This window comes from Stenotrophomonas sp. YJH_SMC_53, from assembly GCF_059369995.1.
In genome coordinates, this window is sequence record NZ_JCAFTF010000006.1 from 136134 (window position 1) to 159245 (window position 23112).

At 67.1% G+C, this 23112-nt stretch carries 15 protein-coding genes; 12 read left to right on the forward strand and 3 right to left on the reverse strand.

The window, feature by feature from the left end; translation table 11 throughout:
• Positions 1 to 5: 5 nt before the first annotated feature.
• Positions 6 to 1253, reverse strand: a complete 1248-nt coding sequence (locus tag AC5P7X_RS11435) for an arsenic transporter (protein ID WP_329842244.1) — start codon at positions 1251 to 1253, stop codon at positions 6 to 8.
• 295 nt (positions 1254 to 1548) lie between these two features.
• Here AC5P7X_RS11435 and AC5P7X_RS11440 point away from each other — a divergent pair, with 295 nt between their 5' ends.
• Positions 1549 to 2730 (forward strand): serine hydrolase domain-containing protein, encoded by a 1182-nt coding sequence (locus AC5P7X_RS11440; RefSeq protein WP_329842246.1) that lies wholly within the window; start codon positions 1549 to 1551, stop codon positions 2728 to 2730.
• A 106-nt stretch (positions 2731 to 2836) separates the two neighbouring features.
• Positions 2837 to 3049 carry a hypothetical protein gene (locus AC5P7X_RS11445; protein WP_005416609.1) on the forward strand — a complete coding sequence of 71 codons (213 nt, stop codon included), beginning with the start codon at positions 2837 to 2839 and terminating at the stop codon, positions 3047 to 3049.
• A gap of 96 nt (positions 3050 to 3145) precedes the next feature.
• Here AC5P7X_RS11445 and AC5P7X_RS11450 read toward each other — a convergent pair whose 3' ends face one another.
• Positions 3146 to 3706, reverse strand: coding sequence for a fasciclin domain-containing protein (locus AC5P7X_RS11450; protein WP_053496573.1), 561 nt, complete (start codon positions 3704 to 3706; stop codon positions 3146 to 3148).
• 422 nt (positions 3707 to 4128) lie between these two features.
• Between AC5P7X_RS11450 and AC5P7X_RS11455 the strand changes: the two genes are divergently transcribed.
• The 8 genes from AC5P7X_RS11455 (at position 4129) to AC5P7X_RS11490 (ending at position 17749) form a co-directional block, all read left to right on the forward strand.
• The gene (locus AC5P7X_RS11455; protein WP_053496574.1) at positions 4129 to 7257 is read left to right on the forward strand and encodes a TonB-dependent receptor; all 3129 of its coding nucleotides are present in this window, start codon (positions 4129 to 4131) and stop codon (positions 7255 to 7257) included.
• A 130-nt stretch (positions 7258 to 7387) separates the two neighbouring features.
• Complete coding sequence (locus AC5P7X_RS11460) at positions 7388 to 8146, forward strand: SapC family protein (protein ID WP_495214838.1); 759 nt, start codon at positions 7388 to 7390, stop codon at positions 8144 to 8146.
• Between the two features lie 3 nt (positions 8147 to 8149).
• On the forward strand, positions 8150 to 9172 hold the full coding sequence (locus AC5P7X_RS11465) for a cupin-like domain-containing protein (RefSeq protein WP_495214839.1): 1023 nt from the start codon (positions 8150 to 8152) through the stop codon (positions 9170 to 9172).
• An 11-nt stretch (positions 9173 to 9183) separates the two neighbouring features.
• On the forward strand, positions 9184 to 10716 hold the full coding sequence (locus tag AC5P7X_RS11470) for a tryptophan halogenase family protein (RefSeq protein WP_372486436.1): 1533 nt from the start codon (positions 9184 to 9186) through the stop codon (positions 10714 to 10716).
• A gap of 165 nt (positions 10717 to 10881) precedes the next feature.
• Positions 10882 to 12375, forward strand: coding sequence for a xylulokinase (gene xylB, locus AC5P7X_RS11475; protein ID WP_495214840.1), 1494 nt, complete (start codon positions 10882 to 10884; stop codon positions 12373 to 12375).
• A 43-nt stretch (positions 12376 to 12418) separates the two neighbouring features.
• Complete coding sequence (xylA, locus tag AC5P7X_RS11480; RefSeq protein WP_053496576.1) at positions 12419 to 13753, forward strand: xylose isomerase; 1335 nt, start codon at positions 12419 to 12421, stop codon at positions 13751 to 13753.
• 31 nt (positions 13754 to 13784) lie between these two features.
• Positions 13785 to 15194, forward strand: a complete 1410-nt coding sequence (locus AC5P7X_RS11485) for a sugar porter family MFS transporter (RefSeq protein ID WP_329842252.1) — start codon at positions 13785 to 13787, stop codon at positions 15192 to 15194.
• Entirely contained in the window at positions 15191 to 17749 is a 2559-nt protein-coding gene (locus AC5P7X_RS11490) for a glycoside hydrolase family 3 protein (RefSeq protein WP_495214842.1), read from the forward strand. Before AC5P7X_RS11485 ends, AC5P7X_RS11490 begins: the two co-directional genes overlap by 4 nt.
• 8 nt (positions 17750 to 17757) lie before the next feature.
• On the opposite strand, the gene AC5P7X_RS11495 is transcribed toward AC5P7X_RS11490, so the two are convergent.
• Positions 17758 to 18816 carry a LacI family DNA-binding transcriptional regulator gene (locus AC5P7X_RS11495; RefSeq protein ID WP_329842254.1) on the reverse strand — a complete coding sequence of 353 codons (1059 nt, stop codon included), beginning with the start codon at positions 18814 to 18816 and terminating at the stop codon, positions 17758 to 17760.
• Between the two features lie 92 nt (positions 18817 to 18908).
• Between AC5P7X_RS11495 and AC5P7X_RS11500 the strand changes: the two genes are divergently transcribed.
• Entirely contained in the window at positions 18909 to 21083 is a 2175-nt protein-coding gene (locus AC5P7X_RS11500; protein ID WP_495214843.1) for an alpha-glucuronidase family glycosyl hydrolase, read from the forward strand.
• On the forward strand, positions 21080 to 23068 hold the full coding sequence (locus AC5P7X_RS11505; protein WP_495214844.1) for a sialate O-acetylesterase: 1989 nt from the start codon (positions 21080 to 21082) through the stop codon (positions 23066 to 23068). Before AC5P7X_RS11500 ends, AC5P7X_RS11505 begins: the two co-directional genes overlap by 4 nt.
• Positions 23069 to 23112 lie beyond the last annotated feature (44 nt).

Below are 23112 nucleotides of genomic sequence, written 5' to 3' on the forward strand. Positions count from 1 at the left end.
GCCGATCAGAGCAGCAGCAGTGCTCCGATCAACGCCGGCGGCATCACCAGCGCGCCGACGCGCAGGAAGTCGAGCGCGCTGACATGCTCGCCCTCGCGGCGCAGCGCCACCAGCCACAGCATCGTCGCCAGCGAGCCGGTGACCGACAGGTTGGGTCCCAGATCCACGCCGACCAGCAATGCGGCACGGGTCTGCGCCGGCAGGTCGGCCATCTGCCCCAGCGAACCGGCGGCCAGGCCGACCGGCAGGTTGTTGGCTACGTTGCTCAGCAGCGCAGCCGCGCCACCGGCCAGCCAGCTGGCCTGGCGGGGAGATGCCTGCGCCAGGGCCTGCAGGGCGCTGGCCGCGGTCTGGATGACACCGGTCTGCGCCACCGCTTCCACCAGCACGAACAGTCCCGCCACCAGCGGCAGCACCCCCCAGGACACGTGGCGCAGCAGTGGCAGCGGGCTGCGCCGCTGGCGGATCGCCACCACCGCAACACTCAGCGTACCTGCGCAGAACGTGGTCAGGCCCAATGGCCCGTTCAAGGCCGACGTGACCAGCAACACGGTGCCGGTGAACAGCACGCCCAGTGCGCTCAGCCGGCCGCCGTCGGTCAACGGGCGATGCGGCGGCGCGGCCACCAGCGGCTGGGCGATCTCGCGCCGGTGCACCCAGCGCAGGACCAGGTAGGTGGCACCGATCGCCGCCGCCGACGGCAGCGCGAACTGCGCCAGCCACTGCAGCAGCGGCGGCAGGTGCTGGCCGTACACCACCAGGTTGGCCGGATTGGAAATGGGCAGCACGAAGCTGGCCGCATTGGCAATGAATGCACAGACGAACAGGTAGGGCAGGGGATTGGCGCGCGCCGCCTTGCAGGCAGCGTAGACCGCCGGCGTCAGCACTACGGCCGTTGCATCGTTGGACAGGAACACCGTCACCAGCGTGCCGACCAGGAACACCAGGTCGAACAGGCGTCGCCCGGATCCGCCCGCATGCCGCACCGCGTACAACGCGACCCAATCGAACAGGCCTTCGCGCCGCGCCAGTTCGGCCAGCATCATCATGCCGACCAGGAACAGGTAGACGTCGCGGCCTTCGGCCACCGCACCCCATGCGGTATGCAGCGACACCGCGCCCAGCAAAGGCAACAGGGCGGCAGCGCCCAACGCCCACACATATTCGGGGATGCGCAAAGGACGGAACAGCAGACCGAGGGTGGCAACGGCGACCGCTGCCCAGATCACGAGGGGGGCTTGGGGGGCGAGCATGGAGTGGGGCTTCAGCGGCACCTGCAGCGACCCCGGCGCAGGTGGGCCTGGCGCGCGCGATCAGCGGATGGGCGGCCGCTGCAATCATCGCAGGTTCCGGGTGGCCGCATCATACCGTGCGGCGCGGCATGGCGACCGCTACCCTGGACCGCGTTGCAGGTGGGCCGGGGGCGGCGCCCAGCCCACGTTCAGCACTCAAGCGGGCCATGACTTCAGGCACTGCAGCGTGACTACACATGTAGTCAAGCTACGCACACACTCATTGGACGAGATTGCGATGCCAAGATCCTGCTGGTTGTCCTGCGCCCTGGCTCTGGTGTTCGGCATCGCCGGGCCCAGCCAAGCGGCGACGCGTGCCGATGCCCTTGCCGCGATCGAGCGCAATGCACGCGCCGCGCATTCCGATGCGGTCCTGGTGATGCATGAGCGGGAGACGCTGCTTGAGCTGAAGCCCGCCGCCGGGCAGGAATCCGTTCACCTGATGTCGGCCACCAAGTCGGTCGTCGCGCTGGCCATTGCATTGCTGCTGGACGAAGGAAAGCTGGCTTCGATCGATACGCCGGTCAGCCGGATCTATCCCGAATGGAAGCAGGGCAGGAAGAGCGCCATTACCGTGCGCATGCTGCTGGACCATACCTCGGGCCTGCAGAACGTGGCGAACGCGGGCGAAGAGCTGGAAGGGGCCCCGGACCTGGTCAAGCTGGCACTGGCTGCCGAGCTGAGCGATGACCCGGGCAACGTGTTCTCCTACAACAACAAGGCTACCAACCTGCTGCCCGGCATTGTCGAGCGCCTGGCAGGCGAGCCTGTGGACGCGTATCTGGACGCGCGGCTGTTCAAGCCCCTGGGCATTGCCCACTACACCTGGATGAAGGATGAGGCAGGCACCCCGCTGGGCATGGCCGGGCTGTCCCTGCGCGCGGCCGATCTTGCCGCCATCGGGCAACTGTTGCTGGACGGAGGCGTGGCACCGGATGGCAGACGTCTCCTGAGTGAGCAGTCGGTCGCGTTGATGACGACCGAAAGCGCCCGTGCGCCAGATGTTGGGCTGCTGTGGTGGCGGATACCGGCCTGGGAACGGTACCAGCTCAAGCCCCGGCTGCGGGATCTGCTGGTGAAAAGGGGCGTGGACGACGACGTACAGCGCGCACTGCAGGCCAGCGCAGGGCGAGTATTCGAAAGCCGCAGCGCACTGGTCGCCTTCCTCGCCAATCAGCTGGGCGCGGACGGGTCCCAGCGCTACGGCAGCCAGATCTCCGCGCGCGGCCTGAAGCTCGCCGATCTCTACGACATCTCACGGGGACCGGTCGTCGGCTTTGCCGCCAACGGCTACCTGGGCCAATACCTGATGATCGTCCCGGAACAGCGCGTGGTCGCCGTGCGTCTGGTTCACCGGCGCGAGACCCACAGCGCTCCACAGGACGACTATCCCTCCTTCTTCGCCGATGTCCTGCAGTTGGCGCGGACACTGCAATAGGCCCTGTCGTCATCATGTCCACGCGCTCTGAACATCCTCCTGGAGCGTTCTTCACTGTCGTGCCGCTAAAAGTGGGATGACATCTTGGCCGCACACCTACTGAAGCATGTTTGATTATCAGGACTGGACCTTCCACGCCAATGGCCGCACGGTAGTGGCGCGGGTAGCGCTGGACGGCGACGGTGGCGGTACCATCAACCGCTACCAGCTGGTGCCGGGGCCGGCGCAGTCGGGGCTGAGCATCAAGGTCGCCTCCCAGGATGAGGCCGCGCAGAAACTGGAGGCCGAAGTGACCAAGCTGCTCGGGCCGGAGTGGTAGCCACGACGCCATGCCGGGCAGGGATCCGCATGGTGACGTCGGGATGACCGGCCCAGGCAACGGGCATCGCGCCGGATGCCCGTTGCGTGAGGCCGCTTACTTGGGCATCAGCACGGTGTCGACCACGTGGATGACGCCGTTGGACTGGCCGACATCTGCAATGCTGATGCCTGCCTTTCCACCCTTTGCGTCGATGACCCAGAGCTTGCCATCGTGGAGCGCCACGGTGAGAGGCTCACCCTGCACGGTCTTCAGGGTGGCCTTGCCGCTGTGCTTGCGGGCATCGGCCAGAAGCTGGGCGGAACTGTAGTTGCCCGGGACGACGTGGTAGGTCAGGATCCGGGTCAGCTGTGCCTTGTTTTCAGGCTTCACCAGTGTCTCGACAGTGCCTGCAGGCAGCTTTTCGAAGGCCGCATTGGTGGGCGCGAAAACAGTGAAGGGCCCGGCGCCGTTGAGGGTGTCGACCAGGCCGGCTGCTTTGACCGCTGCAACCAGCGTGGTGTGATCCTTGGAATTGACGGCGTTCTCGACGATGGTCCTGGTGGGGTACATTTCTGCCCCGCCCACGATGACGGTGTTGGCGGCGAAAACCGAGGAGCCGGACGAAACGAGTACGGCGAAGCCGACTGCGGCGGCGATGCGCTGAAGAGCGTTCACGGTGCGTTCCTTTCTGGATGACCCGCAAGTGCGGGCATTCTTCCTACGTCGGGTGAGCGTGACCGGATGCAGCAACGGCCGAGTCATCAGCTGTTTGGCCCGCAGGCGGTTTTGCTGCGCTGCATGGTGACAACGGCGAACCGCGGTGACTACTCTCCGCTGCAACGCGATGGTAGCGCTACCAGTCGGACGGGGATCCAAGGTCCAGGGGCTGCCTTCTTTGCCGCGTGTTTGTCCTGGCAGGCTTGAAAAGCAAGTGTAAGTCGCGGCGTGCCTGAGCACCCGTGCTGTTCGGTTTGGAATGCGGGCCACGCCCGTGCGTGCCCCTGGGAGGGGGCGGTACATCCATTCGATCGTATGTCAGAGGGGACTTTCATGAGCACTTGCAGTTTCCGCGGCACCCTGGCCCCGAGGTCCGGTTCATGAGCCGCGCATTGGCGAAGTTCCGGTCCCGGGCCATGTTCACCTTCGTGGGTGGCGCCCTGGTCATCAATCCTGCCTTTGCGCAGGACGCAGCACCGGCGACCGGGCAGCAGCCGCAGAGCCAGTCGCAGCCCACCCAGCTCGATGCAGTGCAGGTCACGGGCATACGCAACAGCCTGAGCCAGGCCATGGACATCAAGCGCGACTCGGCGGGCGTGGTCGACGCGATCAGCGCTGAGGACATCGGCAAGTTCCCCGATACCAATCTTGCCGAATCGTTGCAGCGCATCACCGGCATCTCCATCGAGCGCCGTGACGGCGAGGGTGCGCAGGTGACCGCGCGTGGCTTCGGTCCGCAGTTCAACATGGTCACGCTCAATGGTCGGCAGATGCCGGGTGCCGATGCATTCGGTGCCTCTGGACAGGTCGCCATCGGCGGTGTCGACGGCGGCACCCGCGCCTTCAATTTCGCGCAGCTGGCCGCCGAGGCCATCAATGGTATCGAGGTCTACAAGACCAGCCAGGCACAGGTGCCCAGCGGTGGCATCGGTGCGACGATCAACATCCTGACCTCGCGCCCGCTCGATCACGCCGGCATCGTGGCCAACGCCGGGGCGAAGCTGGTGTCCGACCAGAGCCAGCCGTTCGACAATGACCTGACACCGGAGCTGTCGGGCATCTTCAGCTACAGCAATCCGGAAAAGACCTTTGGCGTCAGCCTCAGCGCGAGCCAGCAGAAGCGCAAGGGTGGCTCGGTGCAGGCCACGGAGAACTACTGGAACGTGCAGCCGTGGACAGGGTCGATGCCGGGCAATCCGAACGTGGTCAATGCCCCGGCCGTCGGCCAGCTTTACGCGCGGCCCAACGACCTGCGCTACGCGTTCTCCGAATTCGAGCGCGAACGCGTCAACGGCCAGGCCGTGCTGCAGTTCGCACCGACGGACAGCCTGACCCTGACCGTGGATTACACCTACTCGACCAACGAGATCACCGAGAATCGCGGCGAGCAGGGCATGTGGTTGCAGAACAGCAACTACACCAACGTCGAGTTCGACACCAGTGGCGCCGTCGCGACGCCGGTATACATCCGTGAAATCGCCGGCACCAAGGATTTCGGCCTGGAACAGCAGCGCAGCATGCAGGAGTACAAGCTGGGTTCGCTGGGCTTCAATGCCGTCTGGAATGTCAGCGACCGCTTCAAGCTCAGCTTCGATGCGCACAACTCGAAGAACGAGAGCCGCCCGAATGACCCGCTCACCGGCGGTGGTTCGATCTTCATGAGCATCGCCGGCACCAACAACTGCACCCGTGGCCCGCATTGCGGTGGCTCCTGGGTGCAGGAGTTGAACTTCAACAATGGCCTGCCGGTTGGCACCCAGGTCTGGTATCCCAGCACCGCCGATGCGCTCGCCGGGACCAATGGCGTGGTCAATCCGGGCTTCCAGGAAGGCGAGGTCGGCACGCAGGTGCTGCGCGTCAACGCGCAGACCCAGATCAGCGAGATCAAGCAGGCGCGCGTCGATGGCGAATGGAACTTCGACCACGGGCGCTTCCAGTTCGGCGTGGACACCAACAAGTCCACCACCCACCGCATCCAGGCCGCCGAGGCCTACTCCACCCTGGGCGACTGGGGCGTGGCCAACGTGGACCGGGATACCGCCGCAGGCCTGATGGACCTGCTGCAGCCGGTCAGCATCGTCGGCCTGTTCGACGACTACAGTGCCAACAGCTGGCCCGCCTGGCGCGGCAATGCCGGGCAGCTCGCGCAATGGGCATCGCGCGAGTACGGCGTCGGCCTGGGTGTGAACCCGCAACGCGCGGCCGACAACTTCGTGGAAGAGAAGACCAAGGCGGCGTACTTCCAGGTGGAGCTGGACGGGGAGCTGGGCGGCATGCGCACCAACACCCGCCTGGGCGTGCGCTATGAAACCACCGATGTAGTGTCGACCTCGGTCATTGCCGTCCCCGAGTCCATCGAGTGGCAGGCCAACAACGATTTCCGCATCGTGCTGTCCGATGAGCAGCAACCCTTCACAGAGAAGGCGCGCTACAGCTACATCCTGCCCAACCTTGATTTCAGCATCGACCTCACCGAGGAGCTGAAGGGCCGCGTTTCGTTCGGCAAAAGCATCGCCCGCGCGCCGTATGGCAATCTCTATGCGGGACCCGGGGCCCAGCAGCCGTTCGGCTCGGTGCTGATCGATCCCTCGTCGCGCGCCAGCGGCAACTCGCAGAACCCGAGCCTGAAGCCGCTGGAATCGGACAACCTCGACCTGGGGCTGGAGTGGTACTTCGCCGACGCCAGCTATGTGTCATTGACCTACTGGAACAAGTCGGTCAGCAACTTCATCGGCAACACCGTCGTGCAGGAAAGCCTGTACGGCCTCACCGACCCGACCTCCGGGCCGGATGCGCGGGCGGCGTTGGACTTCCTGACCAGCGGCGCCTGCGTCGCTCAGGTCGGGCCGGCCAATGCCGCTGCCTGCTCGGCCAACGACACCTCGCTGTTCACCGCACTGGCATTGCTGCGCAACAATCCTGCCGGCCTGGGCGCCTACAACGGCACTGATGCGCAGGTGCTGGCCACCGAAGCGGCCTACGATCTGTATGGGCAGCCCAACGACCCGCTGTACCAGTTCAACGTCAATCGCCCGATCAACCAGAACAAATCCAAGCTGCATGGCTGGGAGCTGGGCGGACAGTACTTCTTCGGCGACACCGGCTTCGGCGTGCTGGCCAACTACACCGTGGTCAAAGGCGATGTCGGCTACAACAATGGCGGTGACCCTGGCATCGACCAGTTCTCGCTCACCGGCCTGAGCGATACCGCCAACGCCATGCTGATGTACGAGAAGTACGGGTGGTCGGTGCGCCTGGCATGGAACTGGCGCGACCAGTACCTGATCCTGGCCAACCAGGGCTCCAGCCGCAATCCTTACTATGTGGAGCCGTACGAGCAGTGGGATCTCAGCGTCAACTACGCGCTGGATGACCACTGGTCCTTCAGCCTGGAGGCGATCAACCTGACCGGCGAGGATGTGCGGTGGCGCTCGCGCACGTCGCAGATGATCGTCAAGCTGGCAGACCAGAGCCCGCGCTACATGCTGGGCGTACGCTACAAGTTCTGAGCCTGGTTGCCGATGCGTCCGGCACGGCACCGCTGCCCGCCAGCGGTGCCGTGCCGGGACGGTGTCGCCGCACCTGTCGCGCCTGCGCTACGCTGCCGGCCAGCCACCCCGCACTGGACTGGATACCCTGATGGCCCGCTATGAAATGCTCAACAACATCGCGCATCGGGACCTGAAGGTCGCCACCGGATTCGGGCCGCAGTTCGGCGATGCCGTGGGCATGGTGCCGGCCTATCCCAGCGAGTTCGCCGAACTGCAGCGTGAGTATCCGATCTTCCTGCGCAGGGAAGCCGGGACGGGAGCGTGGCAGTCCGTGGCCCTGCTGGGTTTCGAACAACACGAGAACCTGTTCCTGCTGGACGGGCGCTGGAATGCCTCCTACCTGCCTGGCGCGGCCGCCAAAGGGCCGTTCCTGATCGGCTTCCAGGAGCACTACGTGGATGGCCTGCTCACCCAGGATGCGGTGATGCACGTGGACCTGGACCATCCGCGCGTCACCGCCGGCGTCGGTGAGCCGCTGTTCCTGCCGCAGGGCGGCAACACCCCTTACCTGGACCACATCGCCGGGGTGCTGCGCGGCATCCACGAGGGCAGTGCCTTCGCGGCCGGTATGTTCACGATGCTCGACGACTGCGGCCTCATCCAGCCGGTCACGCTCGACGTGCAGATCGCGCCGCACCACCGGGTGAGCGTGAGCGGATTGCACGGCATCGACCGCGAGCGCCTGGCGGCGCTGGACAGTTCGCGCCTGGCTGCGTTGAACCGCGCCGGTTACCTGGAAGGTGCATACCTGATGCTTGCCTCGCTGCATAACATGCGCCGCCTGATCGCCGAGAAGCAGCGCCGCCTCCGCGTGCAGGACGGCACCGCGCAGGCGGTCAGGAACTGACCGGTGCACGCCCGCCTGCCGATGCGGATCCTGGAAGGCATCGATCCTGCCGCCTTGCCATTGGCTGACCTGGTGGAGGCCGGTGAGCCGGTTGTACTGCGCGGCATCGCCAGCGGTTGGCCGCTGGTCCAGGCCGGACTGGGCGGGGTCCAGGACGCAATGGCGTACCTGTGCAGCGTCGATGCGGGTGCGCCCATCCAGTACTCGTTCGGCGGCCCCGAGATCGGGGGGCGCCCGTTCTACAGCGCGGACTTCACCCGGTTGAACTTCGAAGTGCGACGCGGCGTGCTGGCCCAGGTGCTGGAAGAGATCGCCATGACGCTGCATGCACCGCAACCGCCAACCTACTACGTGGCCTCGCTGCCGATCGCGCGGGCACTGCTGCCGACATTCGCGCAGGCCAACGATGCCGGTCTGGCCAAGCAGGGCATCGACGCCACCGCCAGCATCTGGATCGGCAACCGGGTGACGGCCTCGTGCCATTTCGACACACCCGACAACCTCGCCTGCTGCGCGGTGGGGCGGCGCGAGTTCACCCTGTTCCCGCCCGCCCAGATCGACAACCTCTATCCGGGCCCGCTCGATCCCACGCCGGGCGGACAGGTGGTCAGCGTGGTGGACTTCGAACAGCCTGACTTCGATCGGCATCCACGTTTCCGCGAGGCGCTGGTGCAGGCGCGCAGTGCAGTGCTTGGGCCCGGCGATGCGATCTTCATTCCCAGCATGTGGTGGCACCATGTACGCAGCCTGGAACCGTTCAACGTGCTGGTGAACTACTGGTGGCGAAGCTCGCCGGCCTGGCTGGGATCCGCGCTGGCGGCGCTGCACCACGCGATGTGGGCCGTGCGTGATCTGCCGGCGCGCGAAAAGCAAGCCTGGGAAGGGCTCTTCCGCTACTACGCATTCGGCCCTGGCGAGCGCGCGGGGCAGCACCTGCCTGACGCCGCGCGCGGGGATCTGGCACCGTTTGACGAGCAGCGCGCCCGCCGCATGCGCGCGATGCTGCTGGGCAGGCTCAACCGTTGAGAGAGGGCACCATGTTGGATACCCAGAGCACGCCTTCAGGGCGCATCCGCAAGGTGGTCATTGCCGGTGGCGGTACGGCGGGTTGGCTGGCCGGCTGCGCGCTTGCGCACCAGTTCCGTGACCAGCTGGAGATCACGCTGGTCGAGTCCGAGCAGATCGGCACGGTCGGTGTCGGTGAGTCCACTGTGCCGCCGATCCGCACCTTCCACCGCTTCCTGCAGATCGACGAGCAGGAGTTCCTGCGCGCGGTGGCCGGCACCTTCAAGCTGTCGATCTCGTTCGAGAACTGGCGCCTGCCGGGCGATCGCTTCTTCCATCCGTTCGGCACCATCGGCCATGGCACCTGGGCGGCCCCCTTCCATCACTTCTGGCTGGACAGCCTGCGCCGCGGCATGCCCTCGGACCTGGGCGACTTCTGCCTGGAGAGCATCGCCTCGCGTGGCGACCGCTTCTCGCTGCACACCCAGCCGCAGGCCAGCTATGCGTATCACTTCGATGCCGGGCTGTATGCGCGGTTCCTGCGCGGTAGGGCCGAGGCCCACGGCCTGCGCCGGATCGAAGGCCGGATCGCCCAGGTCAGGCAGCACGCGCACGACGGGTCGGTGCAGGCGCTGGTGCTGGACGACGGCCAGGTGATCGAGGGCGATCTATTCCTCGACTGCACCGGCTTCCGCGGCCTGCTGATCGAGCAGGCACTGGGCACCGGCTACGAGGACTGGCACGAATGGCTGCCGTGCGACCGGGCCGTGGCGGTGCAGACCGAAGCGGTGGCGCCGCCGGTGCCCTATACCCGGGCGATCGCCCACGAGGCGGGGTGGCGCTGGCACATCGCGCTGCAGCACCGCGTTGGCTGCGGGCTGGTGTATGACAGCCGCCATCTGTCCGATGACGAGGCCGCCGCGAAACTGCTGCGCGATGCCGGGGCTCCACCCTTGCGCGATCCATGGAAGGTGCCGTTCCGCAGTGGACGCCGGCTGAAGGCCTGGAACAGGAACGTGGTGTCGCTCGGGCTGGCCAGCGGCTTCATCGAACCGCTGGAGTCGACCAGCATCCATCTGACGATCAGCGCGGTAGTGCGCCTGATCCAGCTGTTCCCGTTCGACGGCATCAGTGCGTCGCTGGTGCAGCTGTACAACGATGTCAGCCGCCAGGAAATGGAGCACGTGCGCGACTTCATCATCCTGCACTACCACGCCACGCAGCGCAGCGAACCGATGTGGAAGGCCTGTCGCGAGATGCGCGTGCCCGAGTCCCTGCAGCAGCGGCTGCAGGCGTGGCGCGAGCGTGCGCATGCGTGGCAGGACCCCGGCGAGCTGTTCCGCGTCGAATCCTGGACCAGCGTGCTGCTCGGGCAGGGCATCGCGCCCGGTCCTGCGCACCCGCTGGCGCAGGCCGTGAGTGATGCCGATCTGCGCACCTTGTTGAAGGGCATGCAACGGCCTGTGCAGCAGGCCGCCGCGCAGATGCCGGCGCAGGCGGAGTTCATCGCGCAGTACTGCAGGTCCGGCGTGGACGTGTGGCGTTCGACGGCAGCAAGCGCGTAGCAGGCTTTTGCGTTGCAGCACGCTTTTTCCGCTGCAGCTGGTTACAGTGCGGCAACACCGCTGGCGATGACGCGCGCGGTGGCAACGAGGGGGCCGGACACCACGCCCCCTTTTTGAGTCCACGGAATGTTAGCGCTACCTTTTTGTTGATCGGAGGCGGTTTCGATGGGTCTGGTTGCAGGGATCGATGCAGGGACGCAGAGCCTGAAGGTGCTGGTCTATGACCCGCAGAAGCAGGCGGTGGTGGCCTCGGCCGGCGCGCCGCTCGCGCTGGACAGCGGTGCCGACGGCAGCCGCGAACAGGCGCCGGCCGACTGGGTGTCGGCCCTGCGCGACTGCTTTGCCCGGATCGATCCCTCGCTGCGCGCACGCATCGTTGCGCTGGCGGTATCGGGCCAGCAGCATGGGTTCGTGCCAGTTGGCGATGATGGCCAGGTACTGGCGCCGGCCAAGCTGTGGTGCGACACCAGCACCTCGGTCGAATGCATCCAGATCATGGAGGCCGTGGGCGGGTTCCAGCGGACCATCGCGCTGGCGGGCAATCCGATCCTGGCCGGCTACACGGCCTCCAAGCTGCCCTGGACCCGGACCCATCGTGCCGACGTCTATGCGCGGCTGGCGACCATCCTGCTGCCACACGACTACCTGAATTTCGTGTTGACCGGGCAGCGGTTCTGCGAGCTTGGCGATGCGTCCGGCACCGGCTGGCTGGACGTGCGCACACGCACATGGTCGCAGGAACTGCTGCGCGCAACCGATCCTGATCGTGATCTTGCTGCCTGCCTGCCGCCGATCGCTGCGCCCGATGCCCTGTTCGATATCGCGCCGAAGGCCGCGGCCGCGCTCGGGCTTGCAGCGGCGGTGAAGGTGGCCGTTGGCGGCGGCGACAACATGATGGCAGCGATTGGCACCGGCTGCGTCACGGAAGGGCGGCTGGCGATGAGCCTGGGAACCTCCGGAACGCTGTTTGCGTATTCCGGCTCGCCGGTGATCGATCCGGATGGCGCGTGGGCGGCGTTCTGCTCGTCCACGGGGGGCTGGCTGCCGCTGATCTGCACCATGAACTGCACCGTGGCCACCGAACGCGTGGCCAGCGCCTTCGGTTTCAGCAGCCGCGACGGCGACGCGCATCTTCGCGCAACGCCGCCGGGGGCAGGGGGCCTGGTAATGCTGCCGTTCCTCAATGGCGAACGTACCCCTGACCTGCCGCTCGGCAAGGGCGTGCTGGCTGGCCTGGACATCGCCAATTTCACCCCGGCGCATGTGTACCGCGCCGCCATGGAGGGCGCGACCTACAGCCTGAAGTACGGCTACGACGCCTTCGTCCGCGCGGGCATGCAGTTCGATCGCATCGTGCTCACCGGCGGCGGCAGCAACAGCGCTGCCTGGCGTCAGCTGGTGGCCGATGTATTCGGCCTGCCGGTGGAGGTCCCGGTGCAGGCCGAGGGTGCGGCGTTTGGAGCGGCGCTGCAGGCGCTGTGGGCGCTCGCCCGATCGCAGGGCAACGCCACTTCGATCAGCGACATCACCGCACGGCACGTCAGCGTCGATCCCGCGCTGTCCGCGCGCCCGGATCCGGATCGCAGCGATGCCTATGCACGGGCCTACGCACGCTTCCTCAGTCATCTCGATGCCATCGCGCCGCTCCAGCGCGGTTGATGGCTCCTCCACGACACCCCGTACAACGACAGGAGCACGCACCATGAGCACGCAGCCCTTCATCGGCGCCAAGGAGTACTTCCCCGGCGTCGGCCGCATTCCGTTCGAGGGCAAGGGCTCGGACAATCCGCTTGCCTTCAAGGTCTACGATGCCAGCCGGGTCATCGGTGGCAAGACCATGCAGGAGCATCTGCGCTTCGCCGTGTGCTACTGGCACACCTTCTGCAATGCCGGGCACGATCCGTTCGGCCCGGGCACCCGGCAGTTCCCGTGGGAGGCCGCCTCGCCACTGGCCACGGCCGAAGCAAAGGTGGACGCGGCGTTCGAGTTCTTCACCAAGCTGGGGGTGCCGTACTGGTGCTTCCACGATATCGACCTGGCGCCGGATGCCGACGACATCGCCCAGTACCAGAAAAACCTCTCGCATATGGTGGGCCTGGCCAAGGCGCGCCAGGAGGCCACCGGCGTCAAGCTGCTGTGGGGCACGGCCAACCTGTTCTCGCACCCGCGCTACATGAACGGCGCATCGACCAATCCCGACTTCGCGGTGGTCGCGCGTGCAGCCGTACAGGTCAAGGCCGCCCTGGAAGCCACGGTCGAACTCGGCGGCGAGCACTACGTGTTCTGGGGTGGGCGCGAAGGCTATGCGTCGCTGGCCAATACCCAGATGAAGCGGGAGATCGAGCATTTCGCGCGCTTCCTGACCATGGCACGCGACTATGGCCGCAGCATCGGGCTGAAGGGCAACTTCCTGATCGAGCCCAAGCCGATGGAGCCGATGAAGCACCAGTACGACTTCGACAGTGCCACGGTGGTGGGCTTCCTGAAGGAACACGGGCTGGACAAGGACTTCAAGCTCAACATCGAGGCCAACCACGCCACGTTGTCCGGCCATACCTTCGAGCACGACCTGCAGGTCGCGTCCGATCATGGCCTGCTCGGCAGCATCGATGCCAATCGCGGCAACGCACAGAACGGCTGGGACACTGACCAGTTCCCCAGCGATCTGTACGACACCGTGGGCGCAATGCTGGTCGTGCTGCGCCAGGGCGGGCTGGAGGGCGGGTTGAACTTCGATGCGAAGGTGCGCCGTGAGTCGACCGACCTGGAGGATCTGTTCATTGCCCATATCGGCGGCATGGATGCGTTCGCACGCGGGCTGGAGGTTGCCCATGCACTGCTGACCGAGTCGCCGTGGGAGCAATGGCGTGCGCAGCGCTACGCAAGCTTCGATTCCGGCGCCGGCCAGGATTTCGAGCGTGGCACGCTCAGCCTGCCGGACCTTGCGGCACTGGCCGCCCGCCTCGGCGAGCCGCGCCAGGCCAGCGGCAAGCAGGAGCGTTACGAAAACCTGCTCAACCAGTACCTGCTGCGCTGAGCGCGGCCACGGTGCACTCAAGGGGATGGGGATGAACCAGGCAGCGGGCAGCGGTGAGAACACGCGGCTGATCGTACTGATCAGCGTGGTGGCGACGATTGGCGGTTTTCTGTTCGGCTTCGACAGCGGCGTGATCAACGGTACCCAGGATGGCCTGCACCAGGCGTTCCGGTCCGGTGAATGGATGCAGGGGTTCGAGATCGCGTCGATGCTGCTGGGCTGTGCGGTGGGCGCGTTCAGTGCAGGCCGGCTGGCCGATCGCCTGGGCCGCCGCAACGTGCTGATCCTGTCGGCAGTGATGTTCCTGCTGTCGGCACTCGGTGCCGGGGCGGCGGTCTCGTCGGCCTGGTTCATTGCCGCGCGGGTGGTGGGTGGATTCGCGGTCGGCGCGGCCAGCGTGATCTCGCCGGCCTACATTGCGGAGGTCGCTCCGGCCCGTTACCGCGGACGCCTGGCTACCGTGCAGCAGATCGCGATCATCACCGGGCTCACCGCCGCGTTCCTGTCCAACTACCTGCTGGCGGCCGCAGCGGGCGCGTCGACCGAACCGCTGTGGGGCGGGCAGGCCGCCTGGCGCTGGATGTTCTGGATGCAGGCCGCGCCATCACTGGTGTTCCTGCTGCTGTTGCTGACCATTCCGGAGAGCCCACGCTACCTGGTGGTGAAACGACGCAAGGACGACGCGCTGCGGGTGCTGACCCGGCTGCTGGGCAGCGACAAGGCCAGGGCCACGCTCGAGGAGATCGATGCCTCGCTGTCCAACGACCATCATCGCCCGCGACTGTCGGACCTGAAGAGCACGCTGACCGGGCGGATCCGCCCGATCGTGTGGGTCGGCGTCGGGCTGGCCTGCTTCCAGCAGCTGGTCGGCATCAACGTGGTGTTCTATTACGGCGCCGTGCTGTGGCAGGCGGTCGGCTTTTCCGAGAACGACGCACTGCTGATCAACGTGCTGTCCGGCGCACTGAGCATCGGCGCCTGCGGGGTCACCGTGCTGCTGATTGACCGGATCGGCCGCAAGCCCCTGCTGTGGTTCGGCTCGGCCGGGATGTCGCTGTCGCTTGCACTGGTGGTGGTGGCTTTTGCCAGCGGTTCGCTGGCCGACGGGCACCTGCAGCTGCCCGGCCGCATGGGCACGCTGGCGCTGGTGGCGGCCAATGCCTACGTCGTGTTCTTCAATCTGTCCTGGGGGCCGGTGATGTGGGTGATGCTGGGCGAGATGTTCCCGAACCAGATCCGGGGTTCGGCACTGGCGGTCGCCGGCGCGGCGCAGTGGACCTCCAACTTCGTGGTCACGGTGACGTTCCCGATGCTGCTGGCCGCGGCAGGGCTGGCAGCCACCTACGGCATCTACCTGGCCGCTGCCGTGATCTCGGTGATCTTCGTCGTCCGGCATGTGCACGAGACCAAGGGCAAGGAACTGGAGCAGATGGAAGGATGAGCGCCATGACATCGCAGACCTTCGTAATCCGCAGCGGCGCGCTGGTCGCCGCACTGATGCTGGGATTGCTCGGCTGCCGCGGCCAGGACCGGGCTGCCGCCGCCGCAGCCAACGACAACGATCCCTGGCCGGAGGTCACCTGGCCGCTGGCTGCGGACCCGGCACTGGAGAAGCGCATCACCGACCTGATGGCCGGCATGACGGTGGAGGACAAGGTCGGCCAGCTGGTGCAGGGTGACATCGCCAGCGTCACCCCCGATGATGTGCGCCGCTACCGGCTCGGCTCGATCCTGGCCGGTGGCAACTCCGATCCCGGTGGCCGCTATGACGCGTCGCCGGCCGAATGGCTGGCGCTGGCCGACGCCTTCTACGACGCCTCGATGGACACTTCGAAAGGCGGCAAGGCCATTCCGCTGCTGTTCGGCATCGATGCCGTGCACGGGCAGAGCAATATCATTGGCGCCACGTTGTTCCCGCACAACATCGGGCTGGGCGCCACGCGCAATCCGGAGCTGCTGCGGCAGATCGGTGGCATCACCGCGCTGGAAACCCGCGTCACCGGCATGGAATGGACGTTCGCGCCGACCGTTGCCGTACCCCAGGACGATCGCTGGGGTCGCACCTACGAAGGCTACTCCGAATCGCCGGACGTGGTGGCCAGCTATGCCGCCGCCATGGTGGAGGGATTGCAGGGCAGGGTGGGAACGCCGGAGTTCCTCGATGGCCGCCATGTGATCGCCTCGGTGAAGCACTTCCTGGGCGATGGCGGCACCACTGATGGCAAGGACCAGGGCGACACCCGCATCAGCGAGTCAGACCTGGTGCGCATCCACGCCGCCGGATATCCGCCGGCAATCGCCGCCGGCGCGCAGACCGCGATGGCGTCGTTCAACAGTGTCAACGGCGAAAAGATGCATGGGCACCGGCATTACCTCACCGATGTGCTCAAGGGCCGCATGAACTTCGGTGGCTTCGTGGTGGGTGACTGGAATGGTCATGGACAGGTCAAGGGCTGCACCACCACAGACTGCCCGGCCACGATCAACGCAGGCCTGGACATGGCGATGGCCTCGGACAGCTGGAAGGGGTTCTACGAGACGACGCTGGCCGCGGTGAAGGATGGGCGGATCACGCCGCAACGCCTGGACGATGCGGTGCGCCGGATCCTGCGGGTCAAGTTCCGCCTTGGGCTGTTCGAGGCCGGCAGGCCATCCACGCGGGCCGTCGGTGGGCAGTTCGCACTGATCGGCGCGCCGGCACATCGCGCGGTTGCCCGGCAGGCCGTGCGCGAGTCGCTGGTCCTGCTGAAGAACCAGAACGGCCTCCTGCCGCTGTCGCCGAAGCAGCGGATCCTCGTGGCCGGCGACGGTGCCGACGATGTCGGCAAGCAGGCCGGCGGCTGGACGCTCAACTGGCAGGGCACCGGCACCACCCGCAAGGACTTCCCCAATGCGGACACGATCTACGAGGGCATCGCGCGCCAGGCCAGCGCGGCGGGTGGTGAAGCCGTGCTTTCCGTCGACGGTCGCTATGCAGTGAAGCCCGATGTGGCGGTGGTGGTGTTTGGCGAGGACCCCTATGCCGAGTTCCAGGGAGACCGGCCGACGCTGGCCTACAAGCCCGGCAACGAAACGGACCTGGCGCTGCTCAAGCGGCTCAAGGCCGATGGCATACCGGTTGTCGCGGTCTTCCTGAGCGGGCGGCCACTTTGGGTGAACCGGGAAATCAATGCCGCCGATGCCTTCGTGGCTGCATGGCTGCCGGGTTCGGAAGGCGCCGGCATTGCCGATGTACTGCTGCGCGGAAGCGATGGCCGCGTGCAGCACGATTTCAAGGGCAAGCTCAGTTTCAGCTGGCCGCGCACCGCCACCCAGTACGCCAACAACGTGGGCCAGAAGGACTACGATCCGTTGTTTGCGTTCGGCTTCGGCCTGACCTACGCCGATAGCGGCGACCTGGCCGCGCTGCCGGAGGCATCGGGCGTGACCGGCAACGAAGGCGTGACCGGCGTGTTCTTCGCGCGTGGTGACGCAGGCCCTGGCATGGCACTGCGGCTCGAGGATGCCGCTGGCCAGGGCCTGACCGTGACCCGAGTACCGGACGCATTGCCCGATGACCGGCTGAAGATCACCGGCGTGGATCATCTGGCGCAGGAGGACGGGCGACGCCTGGCCTGGTCGGGCAATGGCGAAGCCGCCGCGGCACTGCAGTCGCACACGGCGTTGGACCTGCAGCGTGAATCGAACGGTGACCTGATGCTGCTGACCACGCTGCGGGTGGACGTAGCGCCGAAGGGTGAGGCGTGGCTGTCGGTGGGCTGCAGTGCGGGCTGCTCGGCGCGCGTCGCCATCGGGCCGGCGTTGGCGGCGCTTCCACAGGGCCAGTGGAAGCGTGTCGGCGTGCCGCTGAAGTGCCTGGCCAGGGCGGGTGCAAGGATGGACGCGATCGACCGACCGTGGTCGGTGGTGACGGGCGATGCGATGACGATCTCCGTGTCACGCGTCGCGCTGGGCGCACTGAACGAAGCCGAGGTCACCCTCGGATGCGGAGCATGATGCCTGCGCTACCGCCGCCGGGGCGGCACGGCGACCGAATCGCGTGCGATCAGCCGATGCGGCATCACATGATCGCGCAGCACCGTTGCGTCCGCCGCCGGACGGCGGATGGTGCGCAGCAGGATGTCGACGGCCGCGTTGGCCATCGAGGCGATGGGCTGGTGGATCGTGGTCAGTTCCGGCCACACGGTGGTGGCGGCCGAGGTGTCATCGAAACCCACGACCGACAGGTCGCGCGGCACTTCCAGCCCGCGCCGGTGCGCGACGGAGATGGCGGCAGCGCCCATGTCGTCGTTGCTGGCGAAAATCGCGGTCGGTGGGCGGCGTTGGGACAACAGCTTTTCGGCGGCAGCCAGGCCGGACCGGTAGGTGTAGTCACCGTGCTGGACCAGGCCAGGCTCCACCGCCAGCCCGGCCTCGCGCAGGGCGGTGACGAAGCCGTCGTAGCGGAGCGCACTTGCGCTCAGGTCATCGCGCCCACGGATGAAACCGATGCGGGTGTGTCCCTGCCGAAGCAGGTGATCGGTCATTTCCTTGCCGGCACTGAAATCGTCGATGCGGACGCAGGACAGGGCCTCGCTCAGGCGCCCCGATGCGATGGCCACGACCGGAATGCCTGCCTTGACCAGTTCGCTTACGGCGGCCTGCGATTCGCACAGGGGTGGCGGCAGGATCACCCCGTCGACGCGTCCGGCGAGCGCACGCGCCGCCTTGCGTTCGGATTCGGCATCCAGATTGTCCCAGTAGTCGATGACCAGCTGGATGGCGGAACTGGAGGCGACGCGCAGCAGGCCCACCAGCAGTTCGCGCAGGTAGGCGCCGCTGGGGTTGGTGTAGATCAGCGCAATGCGCGTGTGCTGTGCGGCGGCCAGCGAACTGGCGGCAAGATTGGGTGTATAGCCGAGCTCACGCACGGCGCGCAGCACGCGTTCGCGGGTGACGTCGCGCACCTTGCCCTGGTTGATCACCCGCGACACGGTCATCGGCGAAACGCCGGCAAGGGCCGCAACCTCGTCGATCGTCACGCCTGCGGTTCTGCGGCGAACCGATTTCTTCGGCTTGTCCAATGCACGATCCCTTTGTTCTTGGTGGCGCTGCCGCGCGGGTGCGAAGGACGATGATGCGCTGCTCCGGGCCCGAACGTAGTTTACAAAGGCGCATGTTAACGCCGTTGTTGCGTGCTGTCGGCACGCACCTGTGCGCCGTGCTCGCACTGCTGGCCTGTGCTGGCGGGGCACGGGCGGAGGATGGCTACAGGCTGTGGATGCGCTACCAGCCGGTTGCCACAACGGTCGCTGCCGTCTACCGGCGGCAGCTGGCCGAAGTGGTGGCCCCGGATGGCACGCCGATGCAGCGCGCCACCCGCGACGAGCTTGTGCGGAGCCTTTCTGGATTGCTGGGAACGGCCCCGCCAATGCGAACGGCAATCACTACTGACCATGCCCTGGTGCTGGGTACGCCGCAGTCTTCGGCGCTGGTTGCCGCGTTCGGCAACGAGATCGCCACGTTGGGCGACGAGGGCTTCCTGATCCGGCAGGTCCGGACCGGGGGGCGCGATGTGCTGCTGGTGGCGGCACGCCGGGATGTCGGCGTGCTGTATGGCATGTTCCACCTGCTGCGCCTGTTGCAGCGTGGCATGCCGCTGCAGGGCCTGGACGTGCGGGAGTCGCCGCGGGTCGCACTGCGCGTGCTCGACCATTGGGACAACCTGGACCGCTACGTCGAGCGTGGCTATGCGGGCAGCTCGCTATGGGACTGGCAGACGTTGCCGCAATGGCGTGACCCGCGCTACACCGACTACGCCCGTGCCAACGCTTCGCTCGGCATCAACGGCACCGTCCTCAACAACGTCAACGCCAGTGCGCTGAGCCTGTCGCCGGCCTATCTGGCCAAGGCCGCCGCGCTGGCTGACCTGTTCCGCCCCTATGGCATCCGCGTCTACCTAAGCGCACGCTTCAGTGCGCCCATCGAGCTCGGCGGCCTGGCGACGGCTGACCCGTTGGATCCCGGCGTGCGGCGCTGGTGGCGCGACAAGGTCGATGAGATCCATGCGCGCATTCCGGATTTCGGCGGCTTCCTGGTCAAGGCGAACTCGGAGGGGCAACCCGGCCCGCAGGATTACGGTCGTTCCCATGCCGACGGCGCCAACCTGCTGGCCGACGCGCTGGCGCCCTACAACGGCGTGGTGATGTGGCGGGCCTTCGTGTATTCGCACGAGGTCCCCGAGGATCGCGCCAAGCAGGCGTACAGCGAGTTTGTCGGGCTGGACGGCGCCTTCCGGCCCAACGTGATCGTGCAGGTGAAGAACGGCCCCATCGACTTCCAGCCGCGCGAGCCGTTCCATCCGCTGTTCGGCGCGATGCCACGCACGCCGCTGATGATGGAACTGCAGATCACCAAGGAGTACCTGGGTTTTGCGACGCACCTGGCCTACCTGGGAACGCTCTACGAAGAAGTGCTGCAGGCCGACACCCATGCCCGTGGCGAAGGGTCCACGGTTGCCCGCGTGGTCGATGGTTCGCTGGAGGGCCACGCACTGACCGGTATCGCCGGCGTCGCCAACATCGGCATGGACCGTACCTGGAGTGGCTCGCACTTCGACCAGGCCAACTGGTACGCCTTCGGCCGACTGGCGTGGAACCCGCAGCAATCCGCGCGTGCGATTGCCGAAGACTGGGCAGCGCTGACGTTCTCGCCCGACCCGCAGGTGACCGGCCCGATCGTGCGGATGATGATGGGCTCGCGCGAGGCAGTGGTGGATTACATGACGCCGCTGGGCCTGCATCACCTCATGGCACGCGGCCATCACTACGGCCCCGGCCCCTGGGTGGACGGCGGCCCGCGTGCGGACTGGACGTCGGTGTACTACCACCGCGCAGATAGCAAGGGCATCGGTTTTGATCGCAGCGCCGGCGGGAGCAACGCCGTGGGCCAGTACGCCCCGCAGGTCGCCGAGGTCTATGGCGACCCCGAGCGGGTGCCCGAGTCGCTGTTGCTGTGGTTCCATCATGTGCCGTGGGATCACCGCATGCGCTCGGGCAGGACGCTCTGGGACGAACTGGTCGGGCGCTATTCGCGCGGCGTGCGCCAGGTGCAGTCGATGCAGGCGACCTGGGCCGGCCTGCGCGACCGGATCGATCCGCAGCGGCATCGGCACGTCGCGGCGTTCCTGCAGATCCAGCACGACGAAGCGCAATGGTGGCGTGACGCCAGCGTGGCGTACTTCCAGTTGCTCAGTGGCCGCCCGCTGCCCGCGGGCGAACAACCACCGCCGCATCCGTTGTCGTACTACCAGGCCTTGCAGTTTCCGTCCGCACCGGGGGATGGCCGATGAGCAGGTTCGGAGCGGTCGGGTGTGCGCTGTTGATGATGGCTGCGGCAGTGGTGGCGATGCCGGCCGCGGCGCGGGAAACGACGGGATTGCTGCATCCGCTGTTCAGCGATCACGCCGTCCTGCAGCGTGACCGGCCCATTGTGGTCTGGGGGCACGCAGGCCCTCTGCAGCCGGTTTCCGTGACGTTTGCCGGGCAGGCGGTAAGCACCCGGGCGGACGCCGCAGGCGGCTGGCAGGCAACGCTGCCCCCGGTTGCCGCAGGCGGTCCGTACACGCTGGAGGTAAGCGCCGGGACACGTCGGGAGATGGCGCGCGACGTGCTGGTCGGCGACGTATGGCTGTGCTCGGGCCAGTCGAACATGGAGCTGCCGGTATGGCGCTCGCTCAACGCAGCCAGCGAGATCGCCGCAGCCACGATGCCACGGATCCGGCTGTTCACCGTGCCGCAGCACGCCGCCGTGCAGGCACGGGAGAGCTTCAACGGCAGCACTGCCTGGACATCGGCAACGCCTGATACGGTGCGCGATTTCTCCGCCACCTGCTTCTACTTCGCGCGCGAACTGCAGCGCACCGTCGACGTGCCGATGGGGCTGATCGAGGCGGCGTGGGGGGGCTCGCGGATCGAGGCCTGGACCAGCGTGGGTGCACTGCGAGGGCAGGATAGCCTGGACGAGGCACTCGATATCCTCGCGCGGTCTGCGCGTGATCCGCTGGAGGCACGGGCAGCCTGGGGCCGCTACTGGCAGCACTGGTGGGCCATGCGTGAAGGCGCGCTGCCCGGCGACGCACCTTGGCGCGCAGACACCGATGACGGCGGCTGGTCACGCGCACCGGCCGCGCTGGGGGCGTGGGAGCGGTGGAACGTGCCCGCGCTTGCCGATTACAACGGTATGGTCTGGTATCGCACGCAGGTGGTGCTGAGCGCTGAACAGGCTGCACGCGGCGCGACCCTGGAGCTGGCATCGGCCGACGAGGCGGACGTGACCTGGGTGAACGGCGTCTCCGTGGGCAGCCAGTACGGCACCGGCGAGAGGCGCTACCCGTTGCCCAGCGGCCTGCTGAAGGCAGGGTCCAACAGCATTGCGGTCAACGTGCTCGACACCTACGGTGAAGGCGGCCTGGCTGGCCCCGCCACGGCATACGGCCTGCAGTTCGACAACGGTGAGCGGGTGGCACTGCAGGGTCCTTGGAAGTACCGGGTGGCGCCGGGCCAACAGGCGCCGCCATTTGCCCCCTGGCAGGCCGCCACCGGGTTGTCGACGCTGTACAACGGAATGATCGCACCGCTCGGCGGTTTCGGGCTGCGCGGCATGCTGTGGTACCAGGGTGAATCGAACACCGGTGATGGTGCGGCATACGCTGCGCGGTTGCGTGCGCTGCGCGAGGATTGGCGGCGTCAGTTCGGTGCGCGCACGCCACTGCTGCTCGTGCAGCTGGCCAGCTATGGCCAGCCACCGGTTTCGCCCGCCGACAGCGGTTGGGCGCAGGTGCGCGAGGCGCAGCGGCGCGTCGCAGCCGAGGATGCGCAGAGCGGGCTCGCCATCGCCATCGACATCGGCGATGCCTACGACATCCATCCGCCGAACAAGCAGGAGCTCGGGCACCGCCTGGCGCGCGTGGCCCGCCACGTGGTGTACGGCGAGCAGGATCTGGCACCGTCAGGTCCGCGGGCGGTCACGGCCGTGCGGACGCCCACGGCCGTGGCCATTGCGTTCGAGGATGTCGAAGGCGCGCTCACCGCAAGCGGTGCGCTGCGTCCGATCGGCTTTGAACTGTGCGAGGCCAAGGGCCATGCGCACCACTGCGAGTACGCCGACGCCGAACTGGATGCGCGCCGGATCCTGCTGCGAGGCCCGCTGTCCACGCGCGCAACGCATGTCCGCTACTGCTGGGCCGATGGCCCGGTGTGCACGCTGCGCGATCGCAGCGGGGCGCCGGCCGGCCCGTTCGAACTTCCCATTGCCGAAGCCGAGGCCCGACGATGATGACGTTGTCTACGCAGTCCCCTGTGGCCCGCGACAGGGCCGGC

Bases quoted from the DNA above. Each gene is read 5' to 3' on its own strand.
- AC5P7X_RS11435 (WP_329842244.1), bottom strand. From the start codon at position 1,253: ATGCTCGCCCCCCAAGCCCCCCTCGTGATCTGGGCAGCGGTCGCCGTT.
- AC5P7X_RS11445 (WP_005416609.1), top strand. From the start codon at position 2,837: ATGTTTGATTATCAGGACTGGACCTTCCACGCCAATGGCCGCACGGTA.
- AC5P7X_RS11455 (WP_053496574.1), top strand. From the start codon at position 4,129: ATGAGCCGCGCATTGGCGAAGTTCCGGTCCCGGGCCATGTTCACCTTC.
- AC5P7X_RS11460 (WP_495214838.1), top strand. From the start codon at position 7,388: ATGGCCCGCTATGAAATGCTCAACAACATCGCGCATCGGGACCTGAAG.
- AC5P7X_RS11470 (WP_372486436.1), top strand. From the start codon at position 9,184: ATGTTGGATACCCAGAGCACGCCTTCAGGGCGCATCCGCAAGGTGGTC.
- xylB (WP_495214840.1), top strand. From the start codon at position 10,882: ATGGGTCTGGTTGCAGGGATCGATGCAGGGACGCAGAGCCTGAAGGTG.
- xylA (WP_053496576.1), top strand. From the start codon at position 12,419: ATGAGCACGCAGCCCTTCATCGGCGCCAAGGAGTACTTCCCCGGCGTC.
- AC5P7X_RS11485 (WP_329842252.1), top strand. From the start codon at position 13,785: ATGAACCAGGCAGCGGGCAGCGGTGAGAACACGCGGCTGATCGTACTG.
- AC5P7X_RS11490 (WP_495214842.1), top strand. From the start codon at position 15,191: ATGAGCGCCATGACATCGCAGACCTTCGTAATCCGCAGCGGCGCGCTG.
- AC5P7X_RS11500 (WP_495214843.1), top strand. From the start codon at position 18,909: ATGTTAACGCCGTTGTTGCGTGCTGTCGGCACGCACCTGTGCGCCGTG.
- AC5P7X_RS11505 (WP_495214844.1), top strand. From the start codon at position 21,080: ATGAGCAGGTTCGGAGCGGTCGGGTGTGCGCTGTTGATGATGGCTGCG.